The sequence below is a fragment of the Rossellomorea aquimaris TF-12 genome (assembly GCF_001648555.1).
In the GTDB taxonomy this organism is placed as follows: domain Bacteria; phylum Bacillota; class Bacilli; order Bacillales; family Bacillaceae_B; genus Rossellomorea; species Rossellomorea aquimaris.
Genome location: NZ_LQXM01000030.1, coordinates 535,787 through 553,756 on the forward strand (window position 1 = coordinate 535,787; position 17,970 = coordinate 553,756).

The 17,970-nt window shown below is 37.4% G+C and carries 19 protein-coding genes and 1 riboswitch; of the genes, 6 read left to right on the forward strand and 13 right to left on the reverse strand.

What is annotated here, in order from left to right; translation table 11 throughout:
- Nucleotides 1–20: 20 nt before the first annotated feature.
- The 8 genes from IQI_RS19720 to IQI_RS19755 all read right to left on the reverse strand — a co-directional run bounded on the left by IQI_RS19720 (nt 21) and on the right by IQI_RS19755 (nt 5,621).
- A complete protein-coding gene (locus IQI_RS19720) occupies nt 21–689 on the reverse strand; it encodes an HAD family hydrolase (protein ID WP_064094476.1) in 669 nt (222 codons plus the stop codon).
- A 108-nt stretch (nt 690–797) separates the two neighbouring features.
- A complete protein-coding gene (locus IQI_RS19725) occupies nt 798–1,253 on the reverse strand; it encodes a threonine/serine exporter family protein (RefSeq protein WP_064094365.1) in 456 nt (151 codons plus the stop codon).
- A 20-nt stretch (nt 1,254–1,273) separates the two neighbouring features.
- Nucleotides 1,274–2,035 (reverse strand): threonine/serine exporter family protein, encoded by a 762-nt coding sequence (locus tag IQI_RS19730; protein ID WP_064094366.1) that lies wholly within the window; start codon nt 2,033–2,035, stop codon nt 1,274–1,276.
- Nucleotides 2,036–2,349: 314 nt separating this feature from the next.
- The gene (gene thiT, locus IQI_RS19735; protein WP_064094367.1) at nt 2,350–2,946 is read right to left on the reverse strand and encodes an energy-coupled thiamine transporter ThiT; all 597 of its coding nucleotides are present in this window, start codon (nt 2,944–2,946) and stop codon (nt 2,350–2,352) included.
- A gap of 65 nt (nt 2,947–3,011) precedes the next feature.
- Nucleotides 3,012–3,116, reverse strand: a riboswitch (TPP riboswitch).
- A gap of 101 nt (nt 3,117–3,217) precedes the next feature.
- On the reverse strand, nt 3,218–3,517 hold the full coding sequence (locus IQI_RS19740; RefSeq protein ID WP_064094368.1) for a hypothetical protein: 300 nt from the start codon (nt 3,515–3,517) through the stop codon (nt 3,218–3,220).
- Nucleotides 3,518–3,821: 304 nt separating this feature from the next.
- Nucleotides 3,822–4,148 carry a thioredoxin family protein gene (locus IQI_RS19745; protein ID WP_064094369.1) on the reverse strand — a complete coding sequence of 109 codons (327 nt, stop codon included), beginning with the start codon at nt 4,146–4,148 and terminating at the stop codon, nt 3,822–3,824.
- An 8-nt stretch (nt 4,149–4,156) separates the two neighbouring features.
- Nucleotides 4,157–4,702: a histidine phosphatase family protein gene (locus tag IQI_RS19750; protein WP_064094370.1), complete on the reverse strand. Its 546-nt coding sequence runs from the start codon at nt 4,700–4,702 to the stop codon at nt 4,157–4,159.
- A gap of 109 nt (nt 4,703–4,811) precedes the next feature.
- Complete coding sequence (locus IQI_RS19755; RefSeq protein ID WP_064094371.1) at nt 4,812–5,621, reverse strand: ZIP family metal transporter; 810 nt, start codon at nt 5,619–5,621, stop codon at nt 4,812–4,814.
- 313 nt (nt 5,622–5,934) lie between these two features.
- On the opposite strand from IQI_RS19755, the gene IQI_RS19760 reads away from it, so the two are divergent.
- Genes IQI_RS19760 through IQI_RS19775 form a run of 4 tightly spaced genes read left to right on the forward strand, consistent with a single transcriptional unit; the run spans nt 5,935 to nt 9,730 of the window.
- Nucleotides 5,935–6,330, forward strand: coding sequence for a GntR family transcriptional regulator (locus IQI_RS19760; RefSeq protein ID WP_064094372.1), 396 nt, complete (start codon nt 5,935–5,937; stop codon nt 6,328–6,330).
- Nucleotides 6,317–7,216, forward strand: a complete 900-nt coding sequence (locus tag IQI_RS19765) for an ABC transporter ATP-binding protein (RefSeq protein ID WP_064094373.1) — start codon at nt 6,317–6,319, stop codon at nt 7,214–7,216. The genes IQI_RS19760 and IQI_RS19765 overlap by 14 nt, the downstream gene beginning before the upstream one ends.
- Nucleotides 7,191–9,167 carry a DUF6449 domain-containing protein gene (locus IQI_RS19770; RefSeq protein WP_064094374.1) on the forward strand — a complete coding sequence of 659 codons (1,977 nt, stop codon included), beginning with the start codon at nt 7,191–7,193 and terminating at the stop codon, nt 9,165–9,167. Before IQI_RS19765 ends, IQI_RS19770 begins: the two co-directional genes overlap by 26 nt.
- Before the next feature lie 20 nt (nt 9,168–9,187).
- On the forward strand, nt 9,188–9,730 hold the full coding sequence (locus IQI_RS19775) for an RNA polymerase sigma factor (RefSeq protein ID WP_064094375.1): 543 nt from the start codon (nt 9,188–9,190) through the stop codon (nt 9,728–9,730).
- A 41-nt stretch (nt 9,731–9,771) separates the two neighbouring features.
- On the opposite strand, the gene IQI_RS19780 is transcribed toward IQI_RS19775, so the two are convergent.
- The 3 genes from IQI_RS19780 to IQI_RS19790 form a co-directional block, all read right to left on the reverse strand.
- Nucleotides 9,772–10,494, reverse strand: coding sequence for an amino acid ABC transporter ATP-binding protein (locus tag IQI_RS19780; RefSeq protein ID WP_064094376.1), 723 nt, complete (start codon nt 10,492–10,494; stop codon nt 9,772–9,774).
- Complete coding sequence (locus IQI_RS19785; RefSeq protein WP_064094377.1) at nt 10,491–11,150, reverse strand: amino acid ABC transporter permease; 660 nt, start codon at nt 11,148–11,150, stop codon at nt 10,491–10,493. The genes IQI_RS19780 and IQI_RS19785 overlap by 4 nt, the downstream gene beginning before the upstream one ends.
- Nucleotides 11,151–11,362: 212 nt before the next feature.
- Nucleotides 11,363–12,172 carry a basic amino acid ABC transporter substrate-binding protein gene (locus IQI_RS19790; protein ID WP_064094378.1) on the reverse strand — a complete coding sequence of 270 codons (810 nt, stop codon included), beginning with the start codon at nt 12,170–12,172 and terminating at the stop codon, nt 11,363–11,365.
- A 250-nt stretch (nt 12,173–12,422) separates the two neighbouring features.
- Here IQI_RS19790 and IQI_RS19795 point away from each other — a divergent pair, with 250 nt between their 5' ends.
- The gene (locus IQI_RS19795) at nt 12,423–13,286 is read left to right on the forward strand and encodes an STAS domain-containing protein (protein WP_064094379.1); all 864 of its coding nucleotides are present in this window, start codon (nt 12,423–12,425) and stop codon (nt 13,284–13,286) included.
- Between the two features lie 114 nt (nt 13,287–13,400).
- Here the strand turns inward: IQI_RS19795 and IQI_RS19800 are convergent, their stop codons facing one another.
- Nucleotides 13,401–14,045: a hypothetical protein gene (locus IQI_RS19800; RefSeq protein WP_064094380.1), complete on the reverse strand. Its 645-nt coding sequence runs from the start codon at nt 14,043–14,045 to the stop codon at nt 13,401–13,403.
- A 527-nt stretch (nt 14,046–14,572) separates the two neighbouring features.
- Between IQI_RS19800 and IQI_RS19805 the strand changes: the two genes are divergently transcribed.
- Entirely contained in the window at nt 14,573–16,981 is a 2,409-nt protein-coding gene (locus IQI_RS19805) for a YheC/YheD family protein (RefSeq protein ID WP_064094381.1), read from the forward strand.
- Nucleotides 16,982–17,033: 52 nt separating this feature from the next.
- Here IQI_RS19805 and IQI_RS19810 read toward each other — a convergent pair whose 3' ends face one another.
- Nucleotides 17,034–17,816, reverse strand: a complete 783-nt coding sequence (locus IQI_RS19810; RefSeq protein WP_064094382.1) for a muramidase family protein — start codon at nt 17,814–17,816, stop codon at nt 17,034–17,036.
- Nucleotides 17,817–17,970: the final 154 nt, after the last annotated feature.

The following is a 17,970-nucleotide window of genomic DNA, read 5'->3' on the forward strand; positions in this document are numbered from 1 at the left end:
GGTTTAGGGAATTTTAAATTTTAGTCCAGCACATGGGCTTTTTGTACGGATTCGAGGACCTCAATTAATCCCTTCTCTTTCATAGTAGCCAGTCGACCGTGATACCCTTCAAAGGGTAGATGGCTCGTAACGGGATTCGGTACGATGACACAAAAAAGTCCAGCTTCAATAGCAGCTTTTGAACCATTCAATGAATCTTCAAATGCCACTACTTCTTGAGGCATTAACCCTAATTCTTTTACCGCTTCTCGATACAGGGCCGGATCAGGTTTTACCTTTTCCACATCCTCTTTCCCTTTTATGACTTCAAAATACCCTTTCACATTACATTTCTCAAGATAAGATAATACCCATTTTCTAGATGAGCTGGAGGCTAGACCAATTTTAAGACCTTGTTTCTTTGCAGCTTCTAAATAGTCCATAACCCCTTCTCGCAGTTGGGGGTCACTCATTCTCTCATGGTATCTCTTCTCAACCATTTCTGTAATGAGTTCTGAATCTATTTCTTCTCCTACCAGCTCAGTGTAATAAGAAAACAGAGGAGCATCATCGGTTCCAATACAGCTGGAATATCGCTCTAACTCAATCTCAACATCGTGTAGCTCATTTAACGTGTCTCGAAAAGCATCAAACCATACACTCTCGGTATCGATCATTAATCCATCAAAATCAAATACAATTCCTTTAATCATGAAAAATCTCCTAATGGGCTATGTCTTCTTTTGTAGAATTCTATATAAAAATTCCATTTCCTTCCTTTAAGATGAAAAAACAGACCTCCTTGAAGGTCCGTCCCTCTAACGCATTCTTCTGGCACTTGTGTTTAGGCGGGCGTTTCGGATGACTTGGTTGATGACTTCGGAGAAGATGAGTCCAATAGCGATGGAACCCGAGATCATAAAGGCTTTTGCAGCAAGGTTGATAGCTGCATTGTAATCGTTCTGTACGAAGTTTCTCATGGCATCGTATGCCATCCCTCCTGGTACAAGGGGAATGATGCCTGCAACACTAAAGATGATAACAGGGGTTTTGTACATTTTTGCAAAAACCTGACTAATAACCGCGACAACGAATGAAGCGAGCAACGTTGCAAGAACAACATCAAATTCGTTGAGAATCATCAATATGTAAATAGTCCATCCCAGCATTCCAACTATCCCACATTTGAATAGAGATTGCTTCGGGGCGTTAAAAATAATTCCAAACGCAGCTGCTGCAATAAAGCTGGTTATTAGATGTTCAACAATAAGCATCCCATTCTCACTCCATTCTTTTAAATCAAGGTAAATACAACGGCAATTCCTGTTCCAATGGCAAAAGCCGTTAAGAAAGCTTCTGCTCCCTTAGACAATCCAGAAATAAGATGACCTGCCATTAGATCACGAACAGCATTGGTGATAAGTAATCCTGGTACAAGAGGCATGACAGAGCCAATAATAATTTTATCCAACTCATTCCCGAGTCCCAACTGAACAAACCCAAAGGAGACCATCCCTATAATAAATGATGCAAGAAATTCAGCAAAAAACTTGATCGGTACAAGTCGGTGCAAATAGATAAGACTAATATAGCCTACCCCACCAGAAATGAGAGACGGTAGAAAGTCGTCCCACATCCCTTGAAACATAATCAAAAAACATCCACTTGCAATGGACGCTGCTAAAACCTGAATAAGGAAGGAATAAGACAGATCTGACTCATCAAGCTTTTCAAGGGCAGTGAATGCTTCTTCTAGGTTTAAATGTCCTTTACTGATTTGCCTTGAGATGCTATTAACCAAGGTGACCTTCTCTAAATCCGTTGAACGCTCGTTTATCCGGATCAGTTTGGTTTTGGTCGGTTCCGATGTTTCAATAGAGAAGATAATTCCCGTAGGAGTTACATAGCTATGAGAATCTCTAATGCCATAAGAAGCGGCAATTCTCATCATTGTATCTTCTACTCGATACGTTTCTGCACCACTTTCCAGCATAATTTTCCCTGCCAGCAAGCAAACCTCCATAATGTCATATCTTCTGATCATTTTTGCTTCCATTGTATCTCTCCAAACAAACTAACGTTTTTGAATAGGTTAAGTTTATAGGAAAGAGTGAATGTTCGCAATGAAGAGAGGTGAATTGGGGTGGGATTTCTGGACTGATTTGGTTATGGGGTTGGGGGTGAGGTGATTTATGTGCCAATATTTTAATTTACATGCCATTTTTACGATTTACGTGCCAAAATTTCGATTTATATGCCATTTTTTCATTTTATCTGCCATTCTTCAAATCTCGACATTTTTCACACAACCTCACAAACCCCTACCCCAAATAAAAAAAACCGACCCCCACTGGGATCGGCCTCTATATATTATGACGCTTTTCGATCAATACCCCGATCCACCATTTTTAATTGAATGAGCCTCGGAGTTGTTATTATGATCAACACAAGCACAATTGAACATAAAATCGCTGAACCAAGCATGGTGCTTCCATTCGCGATAAGAGAGAATAACACAGGCGACATCCCCTTCGGTGCATATTCAGCAAAGAATATAAAGCCTGCGATGAAGTGCCAAACATAACGGGCGAGACTTCCTACAAAGGTAGCAATAATCACCCAAATGACGGCATTAGATGTTCTGTTATCCCGCAAGGAGCCTTGAATCCTCTTAGCAAAAAGACCTGCGAATCCAATAAATGCAAAGGCAATAAAATATTCTATAACCATCTGGACTGGAGTTGCAATCCAAGCATCACCTAATGCAATTTGCAGAATCCCCCAAACAAACCCAGCCAGTAAACTCGCCTTAAAACCTCTCCTGAAAGCTAAAATAAATATCGGTACCATAGAAATGGAAATCGAGATGCTAGGTGATAGTTTAATAGATGGAAGCAGATCAAGAATAACCGCAAACGCAGCCATTAATGATGCTTCAATTAACACAATAAGACTTAATTTTCCCATAAAAAAAGCTCCCCTTTAATCATTAAACGAAACCATAAGGGAGAACACACGAAAAATAAACAGACTTAGCCTGTCTTCCACATTCCTACGCTAGTACTAACTAACAGGTTCTAAGGGTCAGAACAGATCAATCTGTTCACTCTCAGCATTTCGCTCCCCTTGTGGTAACGTTTATGTAATTGTCATTTCAATTGTAGTATACACATTGATCATTAGGAATATCAAGTCTTTTATCATTGAAGTTAGAGTGTGAAGAAGAATCATAGACCTACTAATAAGCGCTATCACTTAGTGGATCGTGAAGGATGATGACAGGCATCTTTTTAGGAGTAACCATAAACCCATATATCTTCCCGTCTTTATCTTTATATGATACGGAATAGTCTCCAAATTGAGGGGAATATTCTACGTTCTGGTATTTTAAATCTAAATGACTATACTTCCAGCCAACATACAACTTCGTCGCCATACGCGCAGTTAGTTGCTGAACACTACTAATCTGATTAGCTGCTATTATTAAAAAAAGTATGACTAAAAGCATCATGACTTTTATGGGCCTCGATAACCTCACCGTCCATCACCCTCCCTTTTCTATTATTATATACCTATTCATCAGCACATGACAAAAGAGCCACCTTTTCAGCAGCTCTTTACTTTGCCCATTATTGAATTGGATTAAAGCTTACACTCCAATATCCGTCTTCATCTTTTATCATACGGAAACCTGCAATTCCTTCTCCACCATTGTTATATTTGATATAGCCACTTATTCATCTTCTTGATAGCCACATAATATTCGAGTAGTGAATTAAACAACTGTTTAAGTAGATAAACCGAGTCATCACAACGATTATTCATGTTAAACAAACGTTTGTTTAATTTTCCATCATGGTAACGAGACGTTGAATTTGACCCTTCAACTCTTCAATTGGTACGAATCTGGCCTTTCTGAACATTTCTTTCCCTTCTACAAACACAATGACAACGGGAACTGTGAAGATAGAAAACTCACCGGCTATTTCAGGAATCTCATCAGCATCTGCATGTATAGACACCATACTTGGATACTCTTTTAGGACCTGTTCCACCTGAGGAAGTAGCGCATGGCATACAGAGCAATTCGGTCTTGAAATATAGAGTAAAACGAGCTTTTCCTGTTGGATCAGGTTACTGATGGAATGTAATGTATGAATTGCTTTCATATTGTATATCACCCTTTCTTTACTTGTTCATAAACAAAGAGCTTACCATTTTCCGGCTGCCTAAATCCCGGTCCCTGAAACCCTCTTCGCAACAATTCTTTTCTCATATACAGCATGATTCCCCCATGACTTACGATTAGAACATCTTCACCTTCCTGAACAACTTCATCTACAAAATTTTTTATCTTTTTTAAAACTTCAGATTTACTTTCAGACTGTGATTTATGATTCAGCCACCATGCCATACGGATAAAAATGAGATGAACAAAGACTGGGAGCTTTAAGAACGTTGGAAATACCGGTGAAAGTTTAATCTCCCTAAGCTCTTTTACTAAATATACTTCCCCATCAAATACACTATTAGCAGTTACGACCGCTCTTCTTAAATCACTTGAGTAGCATTTCTTCCAATCAATATTATGTAAGTCGATATCTTTTACTAATACGTCGGAAGCATCATATTCTTCTTCCCATTTCATTAACTCACGTGTTGCTACGAATATTTTTGGGTATCCCCTTTCCACTTCCAAATGTCTAAGCAATCCAATTTTCACGTTCCCCCCCCCTTTACCCCCTTACACTCATCATACTAAAAACGGTATAAACTATGTTAAAGGTACATTTTTGTACAACAAAAAAACACAGGTCAACACCTGTGTTTTTTTATCCTAAAGAAACATCCAAAATCATCATAACGACAAATCCCACCATTAATCCTAAAGTAGCTAAATCTGTACTTCCGGAAGACTGAGATTCCGGAATCAGCTCTTCTACTACAACGAAAATCATAGCACCTGCTGCAAATGCCAATGCGTAAGGAAGAATTGGTTGTACTAATAATACCGCTGCGGCACCAATTACAGCTGCAATGGGTTCCACAATGGCCGATACTTGCCCGTAGTTAAAGGCTTTCCAGCGTGACATCCCTTCTCCACGGAGAGGAACAGAAAGGGCTGCTCCTTCTGGCATGTTCTGAATACCAATCCCAATCGCAAGTCCAATTGCGCCTACCAGTGTTGCATCTCCAAGCCCTAATGAGGCTGCTCCAAAGGCAACTCCGATGGCCAACCCTTCAGGTATATTATGAAGGGTAATTGCCAGGAACAGGAGAGTCGATTTTTTCAATTGTGTTGGAGGACCTTCCGCTTTCTCTTCTGATAAATGTAAGTGAGGAACAACAAAATCCAATAGTCTAATAAATAGACCCCCGAGTAGAAAACCAATGGCAGGAGCCAGCCATGGAATTTGTCCGTTTTTCTCACTAAACTCAATGGAAGGTGCCAATAGTGACCAAAACGAGGCAGCAATCATAACACCTGCTGCAAATCCTAGCATCATATTTAATGTATGCTTCTCAATGCGTGTAAAGAAAAAAACTGTTGCCGCTCCCAGTGCTGTTAGCCCCCAGGTTAACAGTCCGCCAAACAGGGCTTGAACAGTTGGATTAAAACCACTTAACCAGTCTAAAAACATACTAATCCTCCTTTGATAGGATAATGAATACTACCATTTTGTATGAAGTAAACTTTCTTTGTCAAAGGAAGTGTTTTTTTATCACTTCATACTTGTTCGAAACTTAAATTTATAGCAAGAACTTCCATTGTTATTCTTCCAAACCTTAGCTGATCTATTCTCTAAAGCCTATTAGGCTAATGATTTCTTTTTAAAGATGATAAAAATATTTCCAAAAAAATTCATTTTCCCCCTTCCCAAATTGGTAGAACTTGTTATATAATCTAACTGTATTAAGAGACATAGTACACTGTATACAGTTGGGAGGGTGAATATGTTTGAACTCGATTTAAGAAGTCGCATGCCCATATACGAACAGTTAGTAGAAAAGCTGAAAGAGCTGATGATTAATGAGGTGTTAAAGCCTGATGAACAGTTGCCTTCTGTTCGTTCGTTGGCCCAGCAGCTGACCATAAATCCAAACACGATTCAAAAAGCTTATAGGGAGCTTGAAAACCAAGGATATATTTATTCAGTGAAAGGACGGGGTAGCTTTGTTAATCCTTCAAGTCACATTCAAAACACGGAGAAACTCATGAAAGTAAAAGAGGAATTATCGAAACTTTTATCTGAAGCTCTTTATCTTGGAATGACAGCTGATGATTTAAAACAGATGATCGCTGATATTGAGGCGTCAGTTGGGAGGGAACATACTGATGATAGAAATTAAACATGTAAGTAAAGCCTTTGACCATACTGAAATTATCCATAACGTTTCCTTTTCCGTTCAAAAGGGGTCTATCTATGGATTGCTCGGATCCAATGGAGCAGGAAAAACGACTCTTCTTAAATCCATCGCGGGAGTGTTAAAGCCTGAAAGCGGAGATATTCTTTTAAGGAATACACAGATCTATGAAAATATTGCTACGAAGGAAACCTTATTTTTCATACCTGATCAGCCATTCTTCTTTTCTCACTACACTTTGGATCAAATGGCTCAATTTTATCAAAACACATACAGCCGATGGGATGATGGTCAGTACAAAGCTTTAACAACTTTATTTTCCATAGATCCTCAGAAGAAGCTTCAAAAGTTCTCGAAGGGGGTTCAACGTCAAGCAGCATTTATTTTGGCTTTAGCCACTCAGCCAGATGTGTTGATTTTAGATGAGCCCATGGATGGACTTGATCCTGTTGTACGAAAAAAAGTAAAAAGTGTACTTATTTCAGAAGTTGCCAACCGTGAGATGACGATTCTTATTTCTTCTCATAATCTTAGGGAAGTGGAAGATCTATGTGATCACATCGGCATTCTCCATCAAGGTAGGTTTTTATTGGAAAAAGAGCTTGATGATCTAAAGTCCGGCATCCATAAGGTGCAGCTAGCCTTTAAAGACGAAGTTCCACAGCAACTCTTCAGAGAGCTAAGTATACTTCATCAAGAAACGCGCGGTAGTGTTACTCTATCCATCGTTCGGGGAGATGAACAAGAGGTTCGAAACATTATTCAGCCCTATCATCCCGTGATTTTTGATATGTTGCCATTAACACTTGAAGAAATTTTTATTTTTGAAATGGAGGACGTGGGATATGCCATCCAAAACATCATGGATTAATAAAGAATTAATGATTCAAAACCTCCGAAATGTTGGGTGGGTAGGCATCGTCTATTTTATTGGACTTCTTTTTTCTTTACCCATCGATATTATCGGAAAATTATCAAATGATGACCCATTTTACGCAATTTATGACAATCTATTTAAAATGCAGTACCCCATCCAAATTTGGCTAATGCTGATTATTCCAGTCATTCTTTCTCTATTTTTATTTAGATTTTTACATGTGAAACAAGCGACAGATTTCATCCATAGTCTTCCCATCAAACGAAGCAAATTGTTTTTACACTTTACCATAATGGGATTCGGGATTCTTATCATTCCCATTCTATTAAATACAGTTATTTTATTATCACTTTATGCCTTCACAGATTTCCAACAATTTGTACAGGTTCAAGACATATTCATCTGGTGCGGAATTACCATCCTGATGAACACACTCTTTTTCACAACCGCAACCTTCATAGCCATGGTAACAGGCTTAACTGCTGTCCAAGGTGCGCTAACCTACATTCTTCTCTTATTTCCAGCTGGAATGTTTATGTTGGTTTGCTTTAGCTTAAAAGACCTTTTATTCGGTTTTCCAGAGGATTATTTTTTCAATATCCAGATTGAAAAATATTCTCCAATCATTAAGGCTTCCTATCTTGAAAATGAAATCTTTTCCTGGTGGGACGCATGTTTATTCTTGTTCATTTCAATCATTTTCTATGTGTTGTCCTTTTTTCTCTATAAAACTAGAAAAGTGGAAGTGGCTTCACAATCCATCGTCTTTCCTGTACTAAGACCTATTTTCAAATTTGGTGTAGCATTTTGTACCATGCTCGTTGGCGGTTTGTATTTTAATGAGATTCAGCAACAGCAAGGGTGGATATGGTTCGGCTATTTTGTGGGCTCCTTATTTGGCTATTACCTGGCTGAAATGGTTTTACAAAAGCATTGGAGAGTGTTTAAACAATGGAAGGGCTATGCTGGATTTCTCGTGGTGATCGGACTTATCGGTCTTCTCATTCACTTTGATTTATTTCAATATGAAAAGAAGGTTCCTGACTTAGACGATGTGGAAGCAGTGCATATAAGTTCTGGATATTATCATTTAATGAACAATAATCAAGAAGTCTATATTAAAGACCCGTTTATCAAAGAATCCAATAGCATCGAAGCCGTTCTAAGCCTCCATGAATCCATCGTAGAGAAGCAAGAGAAAAGTGAAAGAAATATGGAAGAATATGAACGCATTTTTCTTTATTACAAGTTAAAAGATGGCAGTAAGCTAGTAAGAGATTACTCTATTAAATTAGAAAACTACAAGTCATACTACGCTTCCATCTATGAATCCAAGAATTTCAAAGAAACAACTGAGCAAATCTTCCAAGTCGATACTTCTAAGGTTGATAAGCTAACCATTTATCCTGATATGGGCGGTAATAAGCGCGTGGCCATCGTTGATCCAGAAGAAATTCAAGAAGCCATCAACATCCTTAAAGATGAAGTGTATAACACCTCGTTTGAGGATCGTGGCAAAGTCCACCTTTATAATGTTGAATTACTCCTTTCAACAGAAAAGTGGATGCATGTAGGGGTGAAAAATAACTACAAACAATTTGAGGATTGGTTACGTGAGAAAGGCTATTTAGAAGAGATACAAGTAACTTCAGATGATATTGAATGGATGTACGTAATAAATCAGCGAGAATATGGTGATCGCATCTTCAATTCAATGGATCAAGAACAAGCTGTTATGGAATTAATGAAAGAAAACAAAGGAATAGAGATAAATGATTCACCGGATATTCAAAAATTAATGAATCATCTCAATTATGGCAATATGAAAAATCAGTATCTTGTAGCTGTTAAATATAAAGCACATAAAGGCTATATCGAAATCAGAGGATTAACTGAACAAGATACCCCTGCCTTTATCAAGGACTATATTAACGAGAATGAATAGAAAGCCGAGGTGAAAGCAAGATGAATTCGCTTCAAACAAAACCATCTCCTCTACCTTTTGAGGAGATGTATCATCAATTTCACAATCTCATTTACCACATTGCTTTTAAAATAACGCGTGATGCGTACTTATCAGAGGATATAGTTCAAGAAACCTTTCTTAAAGCCTATAAAAAGATGGACACCTTGCTAGACCCAGGGAAAATAAAGTCCTGGCTCACTTCTATCGCGAACAGTACGGCGATTGATTTTATTCGTAAAGAGTCTAAACGAAACGAAATGTATATAGACCAAGAGAAAAATCTTAATGACATCCAATGCCTTCATGGGGGTAATCATATAGAATCAGAAATTGATGCTCTGTTTCTCAAAAAAGCCATACAAGAGAACATCGCCTTACTTCCTCCTACTCAGCAAGAGGTTATGTCCTTGAAGGTGACTTACGATTTAAGTGACTCTGAAATTGCTTTAAAATTAAACTTATCTCCATCCACAGTCAAAACTCGCTATCACCGTGGAAGAAAACAATTGTATTCCATGGTTTGCATGAAGCAATCAGCATAATAAAAAGGAGCCTCATAAGGGAGGCTCCTTTTCCATGTTCCTTATAATATTTTACCTAAAAAGGCTTGGGTTCTTTCGTGCTGAGGATTCCCAAATAACTCAGAAGGTTCGTTCTCTTCTACAATGTATCCACCATCCATAAAGATTACACGGTCCCCCACTTCTCTTGCAAAGCCCATCTCGTGAGTCACCACAACCATGGTCATACCTTCTTTCGCTAACTGCTTCATAACCTCAAGCACCTCTCCTACCATCTCAGGATCCAGTGCTGAAGTTGGTTCATCAAACAGCATGATTTCCGGTTCCATAGCGAGAGCTCTTGCAATGGCAACACGCTGTTTCTGTCCACCGGATAAGGAATCAGGGTAAACATACGCCTTTTCTTCCAACCCAACTTTTTCTAAAAGCTCTAACGCTTTCTGTTCTGCCTTGTCCTTTGTCCAGTTTCTTACTTTCATTGGTGAAAGCATAATATTTTGAATAACGGTTTTATGAGGAAAGAGGTTGAATTGCTGAAACACCATTCCAACATCTGTTCTCACCTTATTTATATTCGTTTCTTTTGCGGTAATATCACGGTCTTTAATATAGACATGACCATCAGTGATGGATTCCAAAAGGTTCAAACACCTTAAAAATGTCGATTTTCCTGAACCGGATGGTCCGATTACTACTACCACTTCCTGTGGTTTAATTTCTACATTTATATCTTTTAATACTTCAAGTGCCCCAAAGGACTTTTTAAGATTCACTGCTTTAATCATTCTGTTGCCATCCTCCGCTCAATATAGTTTAGTAGATACGTAAGTGATAGAGTAAGGATTAAATAGATAATAGCTACGGCTAAGTACGGTTCCCATACACGATAATATTGCCCCTGCATGGCTCGTCCCCAATACATTAACTCTGGAGCAGCAATAACGGCTGCCAGGGATGAATCCTTCAGTAACACAATAAACTCATTACCAAGCGGTGGGATCATACGCTTAAATGCTTGAGGAATAATGATATATCTCATTGCTTGTATATTCGTCATTCCTAAGGATCTTGCGGCTTCCATTTGACCTCGGTCAATGGATTGAATTCCTCCACGGAATATTTCAGCAATATAAGCTGTAGCATTCAGAGACAAAGCGACTAATGCTGAAACGGCAGGATTTATCTCTGTCATAATGATTGGCATGACACCAAAGTGGATAAGTAAGATTTGAACAAATAGTGGAGTACCTCTAAAAAAGTTTATGTACCAAATAAATGGGGTTCGAACTAAAAGATATGGAGAAATTCGGAGTATCCCCATGAGCAATCCAAAGACTAAGCCTAAAAGGATCCCTCCAATTGACAAACCAATCGTTAATAGTGCTCCCTTTAGGAAAAAGGGCAAATACTCAGCAATAATGTCCCATCTGAAATCAAACATATAATAACTCCTTTTGTCATAGAAAGCATTTTGCCACTTTCTATCATTTGTCATAGATTGTTAGATAGAATTTCAAGGAGAATAGTCCTCCTTTTATAAAAACGTTCATATAAAAGGGGCGGGTAAAGAAGGTACATGACCCTCCTCTTAAAGTAGAAACCTTTCACAAAGAAGATCTATGTATTCTCCTTACCCAAGCCCCTAAGTGTTTCTTATTCTCCCTGCTCTAATAATGCGTCAGTGTTCGGCTCAGTACCAAACCATTCTTTATAAATTTTTGCATATGTTCCATTTTCAATGACTTCTTTTACAGCTTTATCGAAATCAGCCTTTAGCTCACTGTCTTTAGGGAACATTAAACCGTAATATTCTGATTCGAAGTTTTCCGGATCTTCTACTGTTTTGAAATTATCGTCTGGATTGTTCTTCACATATTCATTTACAACGGTATTATCCGTTACTACTGCATCTACTTGTCCTTGCTTTAACGCTGTAATTGCTACAACATTGTTCTCATACTTCGAAATATCAGAGCTGTTTTCACCTAAAATTTTCTCAGCTGCTGCTTGTCCTGTCGTTCCGTTTTGAACCCCTACTTTTAATCCTTTTAGATCATTAGCATTTTTGATGTCTACTCCTTCACCAAACATGATCATATGAGTTGATTCAAAGTATGGATGAGAGAAGTCAAATGTTTGCTTTCGTTTATCATTAATCGTAATTCCTGAGATCCCCATATCAACTTCTTTCCCACCTTGAACAGCAGCAAATAGTGGATCCCAACCGATATTCTTCACATCATATTCGTATCCTGCTTCTTCCATAACGGCTTCCAAGAAATCGATATCAAACCCAACGATTGTCCCTTTATCCATGTATTCAAATGGAGCAAAGGCAGCATCTGTTCCAACAACCAGCTTTTCCTTCTTATCTCCACTTGCTCCTTCTGACCCACATGCGGTCAAAATAGCTAACATACCAATCATACATACAATAAATAATCCTCTGACTTTTTTCTTCATATTGTCCCCCTAGTATTTTTATATTTTTCTAATAATTATAATTATACATATTATTCATACAAATTCCAACAATTTTTAGAAAATTAGTAGTTTTTAAAATATTAATATAGCATTGTGTTTTTATTTTTGTATATTTTCCTGTATAAAATTGAAATCTATCTACCTATTTCTTCTTTTACCGTAGAATATTGACAGTTGTTATGAAAACGTTGAAAATAGTAGATAATGACAATTCGAAAAGGGAGATTTTATGGATACACATTCCAACGAATTATATAACTATTTAATGAATCACGCCGATGAGTTTACAGAAGATTGGTTGAAATACCAGCAGATTAAGACGGGTTCAGAATATTCTCTAGACGCTCCCTTTGACGTTCTCCAGAAGATTAAAGCTCAGAATAAAAACTACTTGAAAATATTAGGTGAAAGCTTATTTTTGACAGAAGAGGAAACAAAAGAAGTCATTTCGAATTGGACACAAAAAACCGCTTCCGAGCGAAGTAAATCCCAAACAACCCTGGATGAGGTTATTCGAAATGGCGGGAATTTCAGAAGAGTTCTATGGACATATATAGAAAGATTTGTTGAAGAAACGAATTTGAATATTGCAGGAAAAGATATTTTTCATTGGGAGCGCAAACTAAATTTTGCATTGGATTATGTATTAGAGACGTTTACGTGCACTTTCTTAGGAATCCTGATGAATCGTCTAAAGGCACAGTCAAATTTAATTCAAGAGTTAAGCACACCTGTCATTTCCATAACATCAGAGGTAGGCTTACTCCCTATTATTGGTGACATTGATACCACTAGAGCCCGGTCCATTCTAGAGTCTACCCTTCAACAAAGCGCCGACGCCAACCTATCCATGCTTGTCATCGATTTATCTGGAGTAGTGTTAATTGACACTATGGTGGCGCAACAAATCTTCCATCTAATAAATGCCTTGAATCTCATAGGAATAAAAACAATCCTTACAGGTATTCGACCTGAGGTAGCTCAAACCGCCATTCATTTAGGAATTGATTTCTCCACCATACATACAGAGAATTCCCTTGAGAGAATTATTGAAGGGGTCATTACGGAGAATAGTCAGTTTTTGAAATTTTAATTAGCTTTAGCTTTTAAACCCAATCTATTTAAATATATCGAGTTCGGTTTCCTAGTATAAAAGTGAAAAGGCATTGTTAAATAACAATGCCTTTTCACTTTTATTTTTTATTTTTCAATCAATATTTCTAGCTTCACCTGCTCCAAACAATTTGTCTGCAATTAGATTCCCTTCCTTATCAAGGGCTCTTATTGTCCATGTTGCTTCAGAATACTCATCAAGCACAAAGAATGCATAATCAGCAACTAACTCTTCAACATGGTATCTTTCGGGATATTTTTCAACCGTTTCCATATTAAAGTTGTATGGGTCTGATGGTGTTGAATTTTCCAGGTGATCACCAACCACAATATACTTAATATTTGGATTGCTAGTTTTCACCCCAACCATAAAACCTTTATCATTTCCAAAGCCAGCAGCTTGGAAGGGTTCATTTCCTTCAACCATATAGTCGAAAGTGCCACCTGAGTAATGATATAAAAACCCAAGGCTACGATTAATTTTCGCTAAGCCAAATGCATGATCGGTTCCATCCTCATATAATATTGCTTTACCGTAATTTGTATCAACACTTTCTATCACATTGGAACCGAAAGGTAAGGCACTTGATGCAGTAAAGCGGAAGCCAATTAGTAATAATACGGCTATGATTATGATCAAAATTACTAAAATGAATTTCCAGTACTTCTTTTTTGTAATAGTTAAATATAGTATTATTCCAATCAAAGCTATCACTAAGAAAATCAGTACATTAAACATAAAATTTGACCCCCTTTTAAACAGTTATGGCACTCCGAAAGATTTTATGTACCTTACCAGAAGAACACAGGTTATCATTTTCTTAAATAAATTATATTTAACTATTGGCTCTTTTCGCACAGATTTTTTGTTTTATCATTTTTGCCGATGGCTCTGTCAACCAGTATGTGATTGATGTTGATTGGAGCGGAAGGTGCTCGAACTCCTGCGGAAAACGGAAAGCGAGCATCTAGAGAGGAAATCAACCACCACTCACTTTTTCAAAGGCAACAAAGTTTACGAAGAGGGGCATAAAAGGTTCAAATCATATGCGATTTGAACCTTTTATTTTATATCTAATGTAGTTTCTGCACTTCAAAACCGAACCCATTCTTTTAAACAAACTGTAGGTTTTTCAATACGCCGAAAAATTCCACTCCTAATATTCCCTCATAAACTATTTACTAGAAAGTAGGAATTTCAACCACACACTTATAGTAACTAAGCATAAATTACTATATATTATAGTTCTTTATGGAGGGAAACATATGAAACCACTTGTTTTGGACATCCCCACTATAGCCATTACCGGAAGTACGGGGAAAACGACTACAAGAGAATTTATTGTGTCGATTGTAGAATCAAAATGGAAAATTCTAAAATCGATTGGAAATAAAAACCTGCCTTATAACACAAGAAATATTGCCAATAGATACGATTCTTCTTGTGAAGCCATGGTACTTGAAATGGGAATGGGAAAGCCTGACGCCGCAAAGAGACACTGCAGATACTTACAACCAAACATTTCTGTTATAACCAATATCGGTACCGCTCATTATGGAAGCTTAGGAAACAGCTATGAATCCACCGCTAAAAACAAATCAGGTTTAATAAAAAGAATGAAACAAGATGGAAAATTATTTCTTAACGGAGATGATAAAAACTCTGAACTTCTCGATACTCACTCTTTTAAGGGGAGGATCACTAAAATTGGAATCCATTCGAAAGCAGACTATCAAGCAATCGATATTCACTATACAGAGGAAGGTATGGAGTTCACGGTTCTAGCTAAGGACCATAAGGAGCCGTATTTCATCCCTACCTTTGGTCTTCATAATGTATACAACGCCTTATTTGCTATTGCCATTTGTCATGAACTGCATTTCACTGCCTCTGATATTAGAAAAGGTTTAAAAAACTTTACGATTCCTATCAAACGATTAAATCGGTTTCCGTTAAGAAACAACTCCTTATTAATTGATGATACGGCAAATGCCAATCCACAATCGGTCAAGGCAGGAATTGATGTTCTCCACAATATAAATAAAGGTAAAAAGAAGATTTTAGTTTTAGGAGATATGTTAGAATTGGGAAACTATTCAAAAGAAGGACATTTAGAAGTAGGAGAGTATGCAGTCAAAAGAAATATCGATTACATTTACACTTTTGGACAAGACTCTAAATGGGTAATTGATGCTGCCATAAAAAAAGGATTTCCATCATTGAAAGCACAGCATTTCACATCTCGTGATGAGCTTCACAGCCAATTAAAGCAGCTATTAACGAAAAACGATGTGATTCTCGTTAAAGGATCCAGCGCCATGAAGATGTACGAAACGGTCAAGATGATGAAACACCGTTATATGTTTACTATTAAACTGGATGATAGCATGAGCAAGAATCAATTGATGCTTAGTAGAGAAACATATAACCTTATAGGAATCAAATCTAACCGAATATCCTTTCATTTTGGAGCCTACACTCGAAATTTCAAAATAAAACTGAACGATCAACTTGCCCATGGGGAGATTCGTCTATCTCCTGAATTAGAAAACAACTTAACCATTCCTCCCGTCACATATGAAGTGATTATTGAGGATGGACAGCTTTTCTTAGGTCCCGTCATTGGAATTAATGTTTATGACAGATATATGAAAGATCCTCCCCAGCAGCTACTTCGTTTAGCTCACTACGAAAAAATTGGAGGGCTGATCTTTCTTTTTAATCCTACTACTACTGATTTCCAACAACAAACCATGTCAGGTTTTTACTTTGATCAAAAATCAAATTCTTTTAAACCTGGGATATTTCCTTACCCCTCTTCCTTTTTAAATCGCGTTCCATTAAGAGAGAAAAGATATCAATATTTCAAAGAAATATTAGGAGATACCATATTTAATTATCCTTATGGAAATACAAACAAATTAGATTTTTGGACGCTCATGTCACGAAAATCAAGTACTAAAGATGCCTTGCCCCTCACAAAAGAATATAAAGGCATTAATAGCGTCCTTCATTTTCTAAAGACAAACCATTCAGCTTATATAAAACCCTCTACTTTAGCTGGTGGAAACGGTATACTCCATATTAAAAAGGTGGACAATCATTTTGTTGTTACTGACCGAGACGGAGTAAAAGAGAAGGCTACCTCTAGAAATGAATTAAATAACTGCCTAAAAAAGAAATTAGTAGAGAACAAAGAGTATATCATTCAACAGGAAATCCTTTCGGTGAATCCTAATGGAGAGAAAGTTGATTTCCGAATGTATATTCAAAAGGATGGTACACAGAAATGGAAATATTCTGGACTAGAAACAAAGGTAGCGAATAAAGGAAGCATCATTTCAAACTCAAACAACCGAAATCGTGTCGTACCGGGATTAGTAGCCCTGCAAGAATTTTATGGTTTATCTCAACTCAAGGCTGAGGAAAAAATCATAGATATATCAAATCTATGCATCACAGTATTAAAAACATTAGAGAAGCGCTCCATGCATCTTGGCGATGTAGCCATTGATTTTGTGATTGATGCAAACCTGCATGTCTATTTACTAGAGGTTCAAGTCAATTACGCAGCTGAAATTAAAGCATTTAGAGAAGATGATGAAAGAGCCGTTCTTCCGAATATCCTACCAACTCCTTTGGAATATGCAAAATCACTGACTAAATTTAATTAAAAAGGAGAGGCATTTGCCTCTCCTTTTTAATTCTTTTGTATTAGAAAAGTGGTTAGGATGCTGAAATCACAGCCCCATTTTTGTGAATCACTCTTACGTATTGACCCGACATTTCCTGATAGGCGGAAGCTGTTCCGTATGGTACTTTTAAAACAAGTAATTTACCTTCATCATTAAATTCAACAGTGAAACTATCTGCAGCACCCACTATTTCTACTTCCGAAACTGACGCGGTTCCCGGAATAAACAATTGCTGTCCAATGATCACCATTTCCATATGAAGGTCATTTTCTTTCGCAAGCTCTTGAGGATCAATCCCATAACGATTGGCTATTCCCCATAATGTATCACCAGGAAGAACTGTGTACATTTCTCCAACCTCCTGATTGAATGCTACCTGAGGTATAAGGATTGTTTGACCAATATTAATTTGATTAGATTGAAGAAAATTGATCTCTTTCAATTCTTTTACTGTCGAACCGTACATTTTTGAAAGGGAATAGAGTGTATCTCCTCTTTGAACCGAATACATGATAGGTTTAACTAGATCTGGCACGAGAAGCTGCTGGCCCACCAGGATTTTTTCAGACGTTAAAGAGTTCGCCTCCATTAATTGATCCACAGTAATGTCATATTTTTTCGATAAGCTATATAAAGTATCATTTGGTTTGACTAAATACTCGGTGCTACAAGCTCCAGCCTTACCATTCATTAGTATGAGTGCTGTAATCGTCCCTGCAACCGTTGCTGCTGCAATTCTTTTATTCCGGGCTTTTATCCGTTTTTTTTGTGTAATGGCTATTCGTTCTTTTCGTTTCATCGTAATCGTATTCAAGTGTTTGTCCCCCAAAACCTTCTATATGTATTTTCTATGCATGAACCTCCTATATACCTTTCGTCTAAGGTAATGATTTTTTTGGGTATAAGTTAAAATAATTCCTTCACATCCATATTTATCTATTTTAATATGTGCAGTTGATATCCTTCAC

Bases quoted from the DNA above. Each gene is read 5' to 3' on its own strand.
- IQI_RS19805 (WP_064094381.1), top strand. From the start codon at position 14,573: ATGAAACCACTTGTTTTGGACATCCCCACTATAGCCATTACCGGAAGT.
- IQI_RS19780 (WP_064094376.1), bottom strand. From the start codon at position 10,494: ATGATTAAAGCAGTGAATCTTAAAAAGTCCTTTGGGGCACTTGAAGTA.
- IQI_RS19755 (WP_064094371.1), bottom strand. From the start codon at position 5,621: ATGTTTTTAGACTGGTTAAGTGGTTTTAATCCAACTGTTCAAGCCCTG.
- IQI_RS19795 (WP_064094379.1), top strand. From the start codon at position 12,423: ATGGATACACATTCCAACGAATTATATAACTATTTAATGAATCACGCC.
- IQI_RS19765 (WP_064094373.1), top strand. From the start codon at position 6,317: ATGATAGAAATTAAACATGTAAGTAAAGCCTTTGACCATACTGAAATT.
- thiT (WP_064094367.1), bottom strand. From the start codon at position 2,946: ATGGGAAAATTAAGTCTTATTGTGTTAATTGAAGCATCATTAATGGCT.
- IQI_RS19730 (WP_064094366.1), bottom strand. From the start codon at position 2,035: ATGGAAGCAAAAATGATCAGAAGATATGACATTATGGAGGTTTGCTTG.
- IQI_RS19785 (WP_064094377.1), bottom strand. From the start codon at position 11,150: ATGTTTGATTTCAGATGGGACATTATTGCTGAGTATTTGCCCTTTTTC.
- IQI_RS19775 (WP_064094375.1), top strand. From the start codon at position 9,188: ATGAATTCGCTTCAAACAAAACCATCTCCTCTACCTTTTGAGGAGATG.
- IQI_RS19800 (WP_064094380.1), bottom strand. From the start codon at position 14,045: ATGTTTAATGTACTGATTTTCTTAGTGATAGCTTTGATTGGAATAATA.
- IQI_RS19725 (WP_064094365.1), bottom strand. From the start codon at position 1,253: ATGCTTATTGTTGAACATCTAATAACCAGCTTTATTGCAGCAGCTGCG.
- IQI_RS19760 (WP_064094372.1), top strand. From the start codon at position 5,935: ATGTTTGAACTCGATTTAAGAAGTCGCATGCCCATATACGAACAGTTA.
- IQI_RS19790 (WP_064094378.1), bottom strand. From the start codon at position 12,172: ATGAAGAAAAAAGTCAGAGGATTATTTATTGTATGTATGATTGGTATG.
- IQI_RS19770 (WP_064094374.1), top strand. From the start codon at position 7,191: ATGCCATCCAAAACATCATGGATTAATAAAGAATTAATGATTCAAAAC.
- IQI_RS19745 (WP_064094369.1), bottom strand. From the start codon at position 4,148: ATGAAAGCAATTCATACATTACATTCCATCAGTAACCTGATCCAACAG.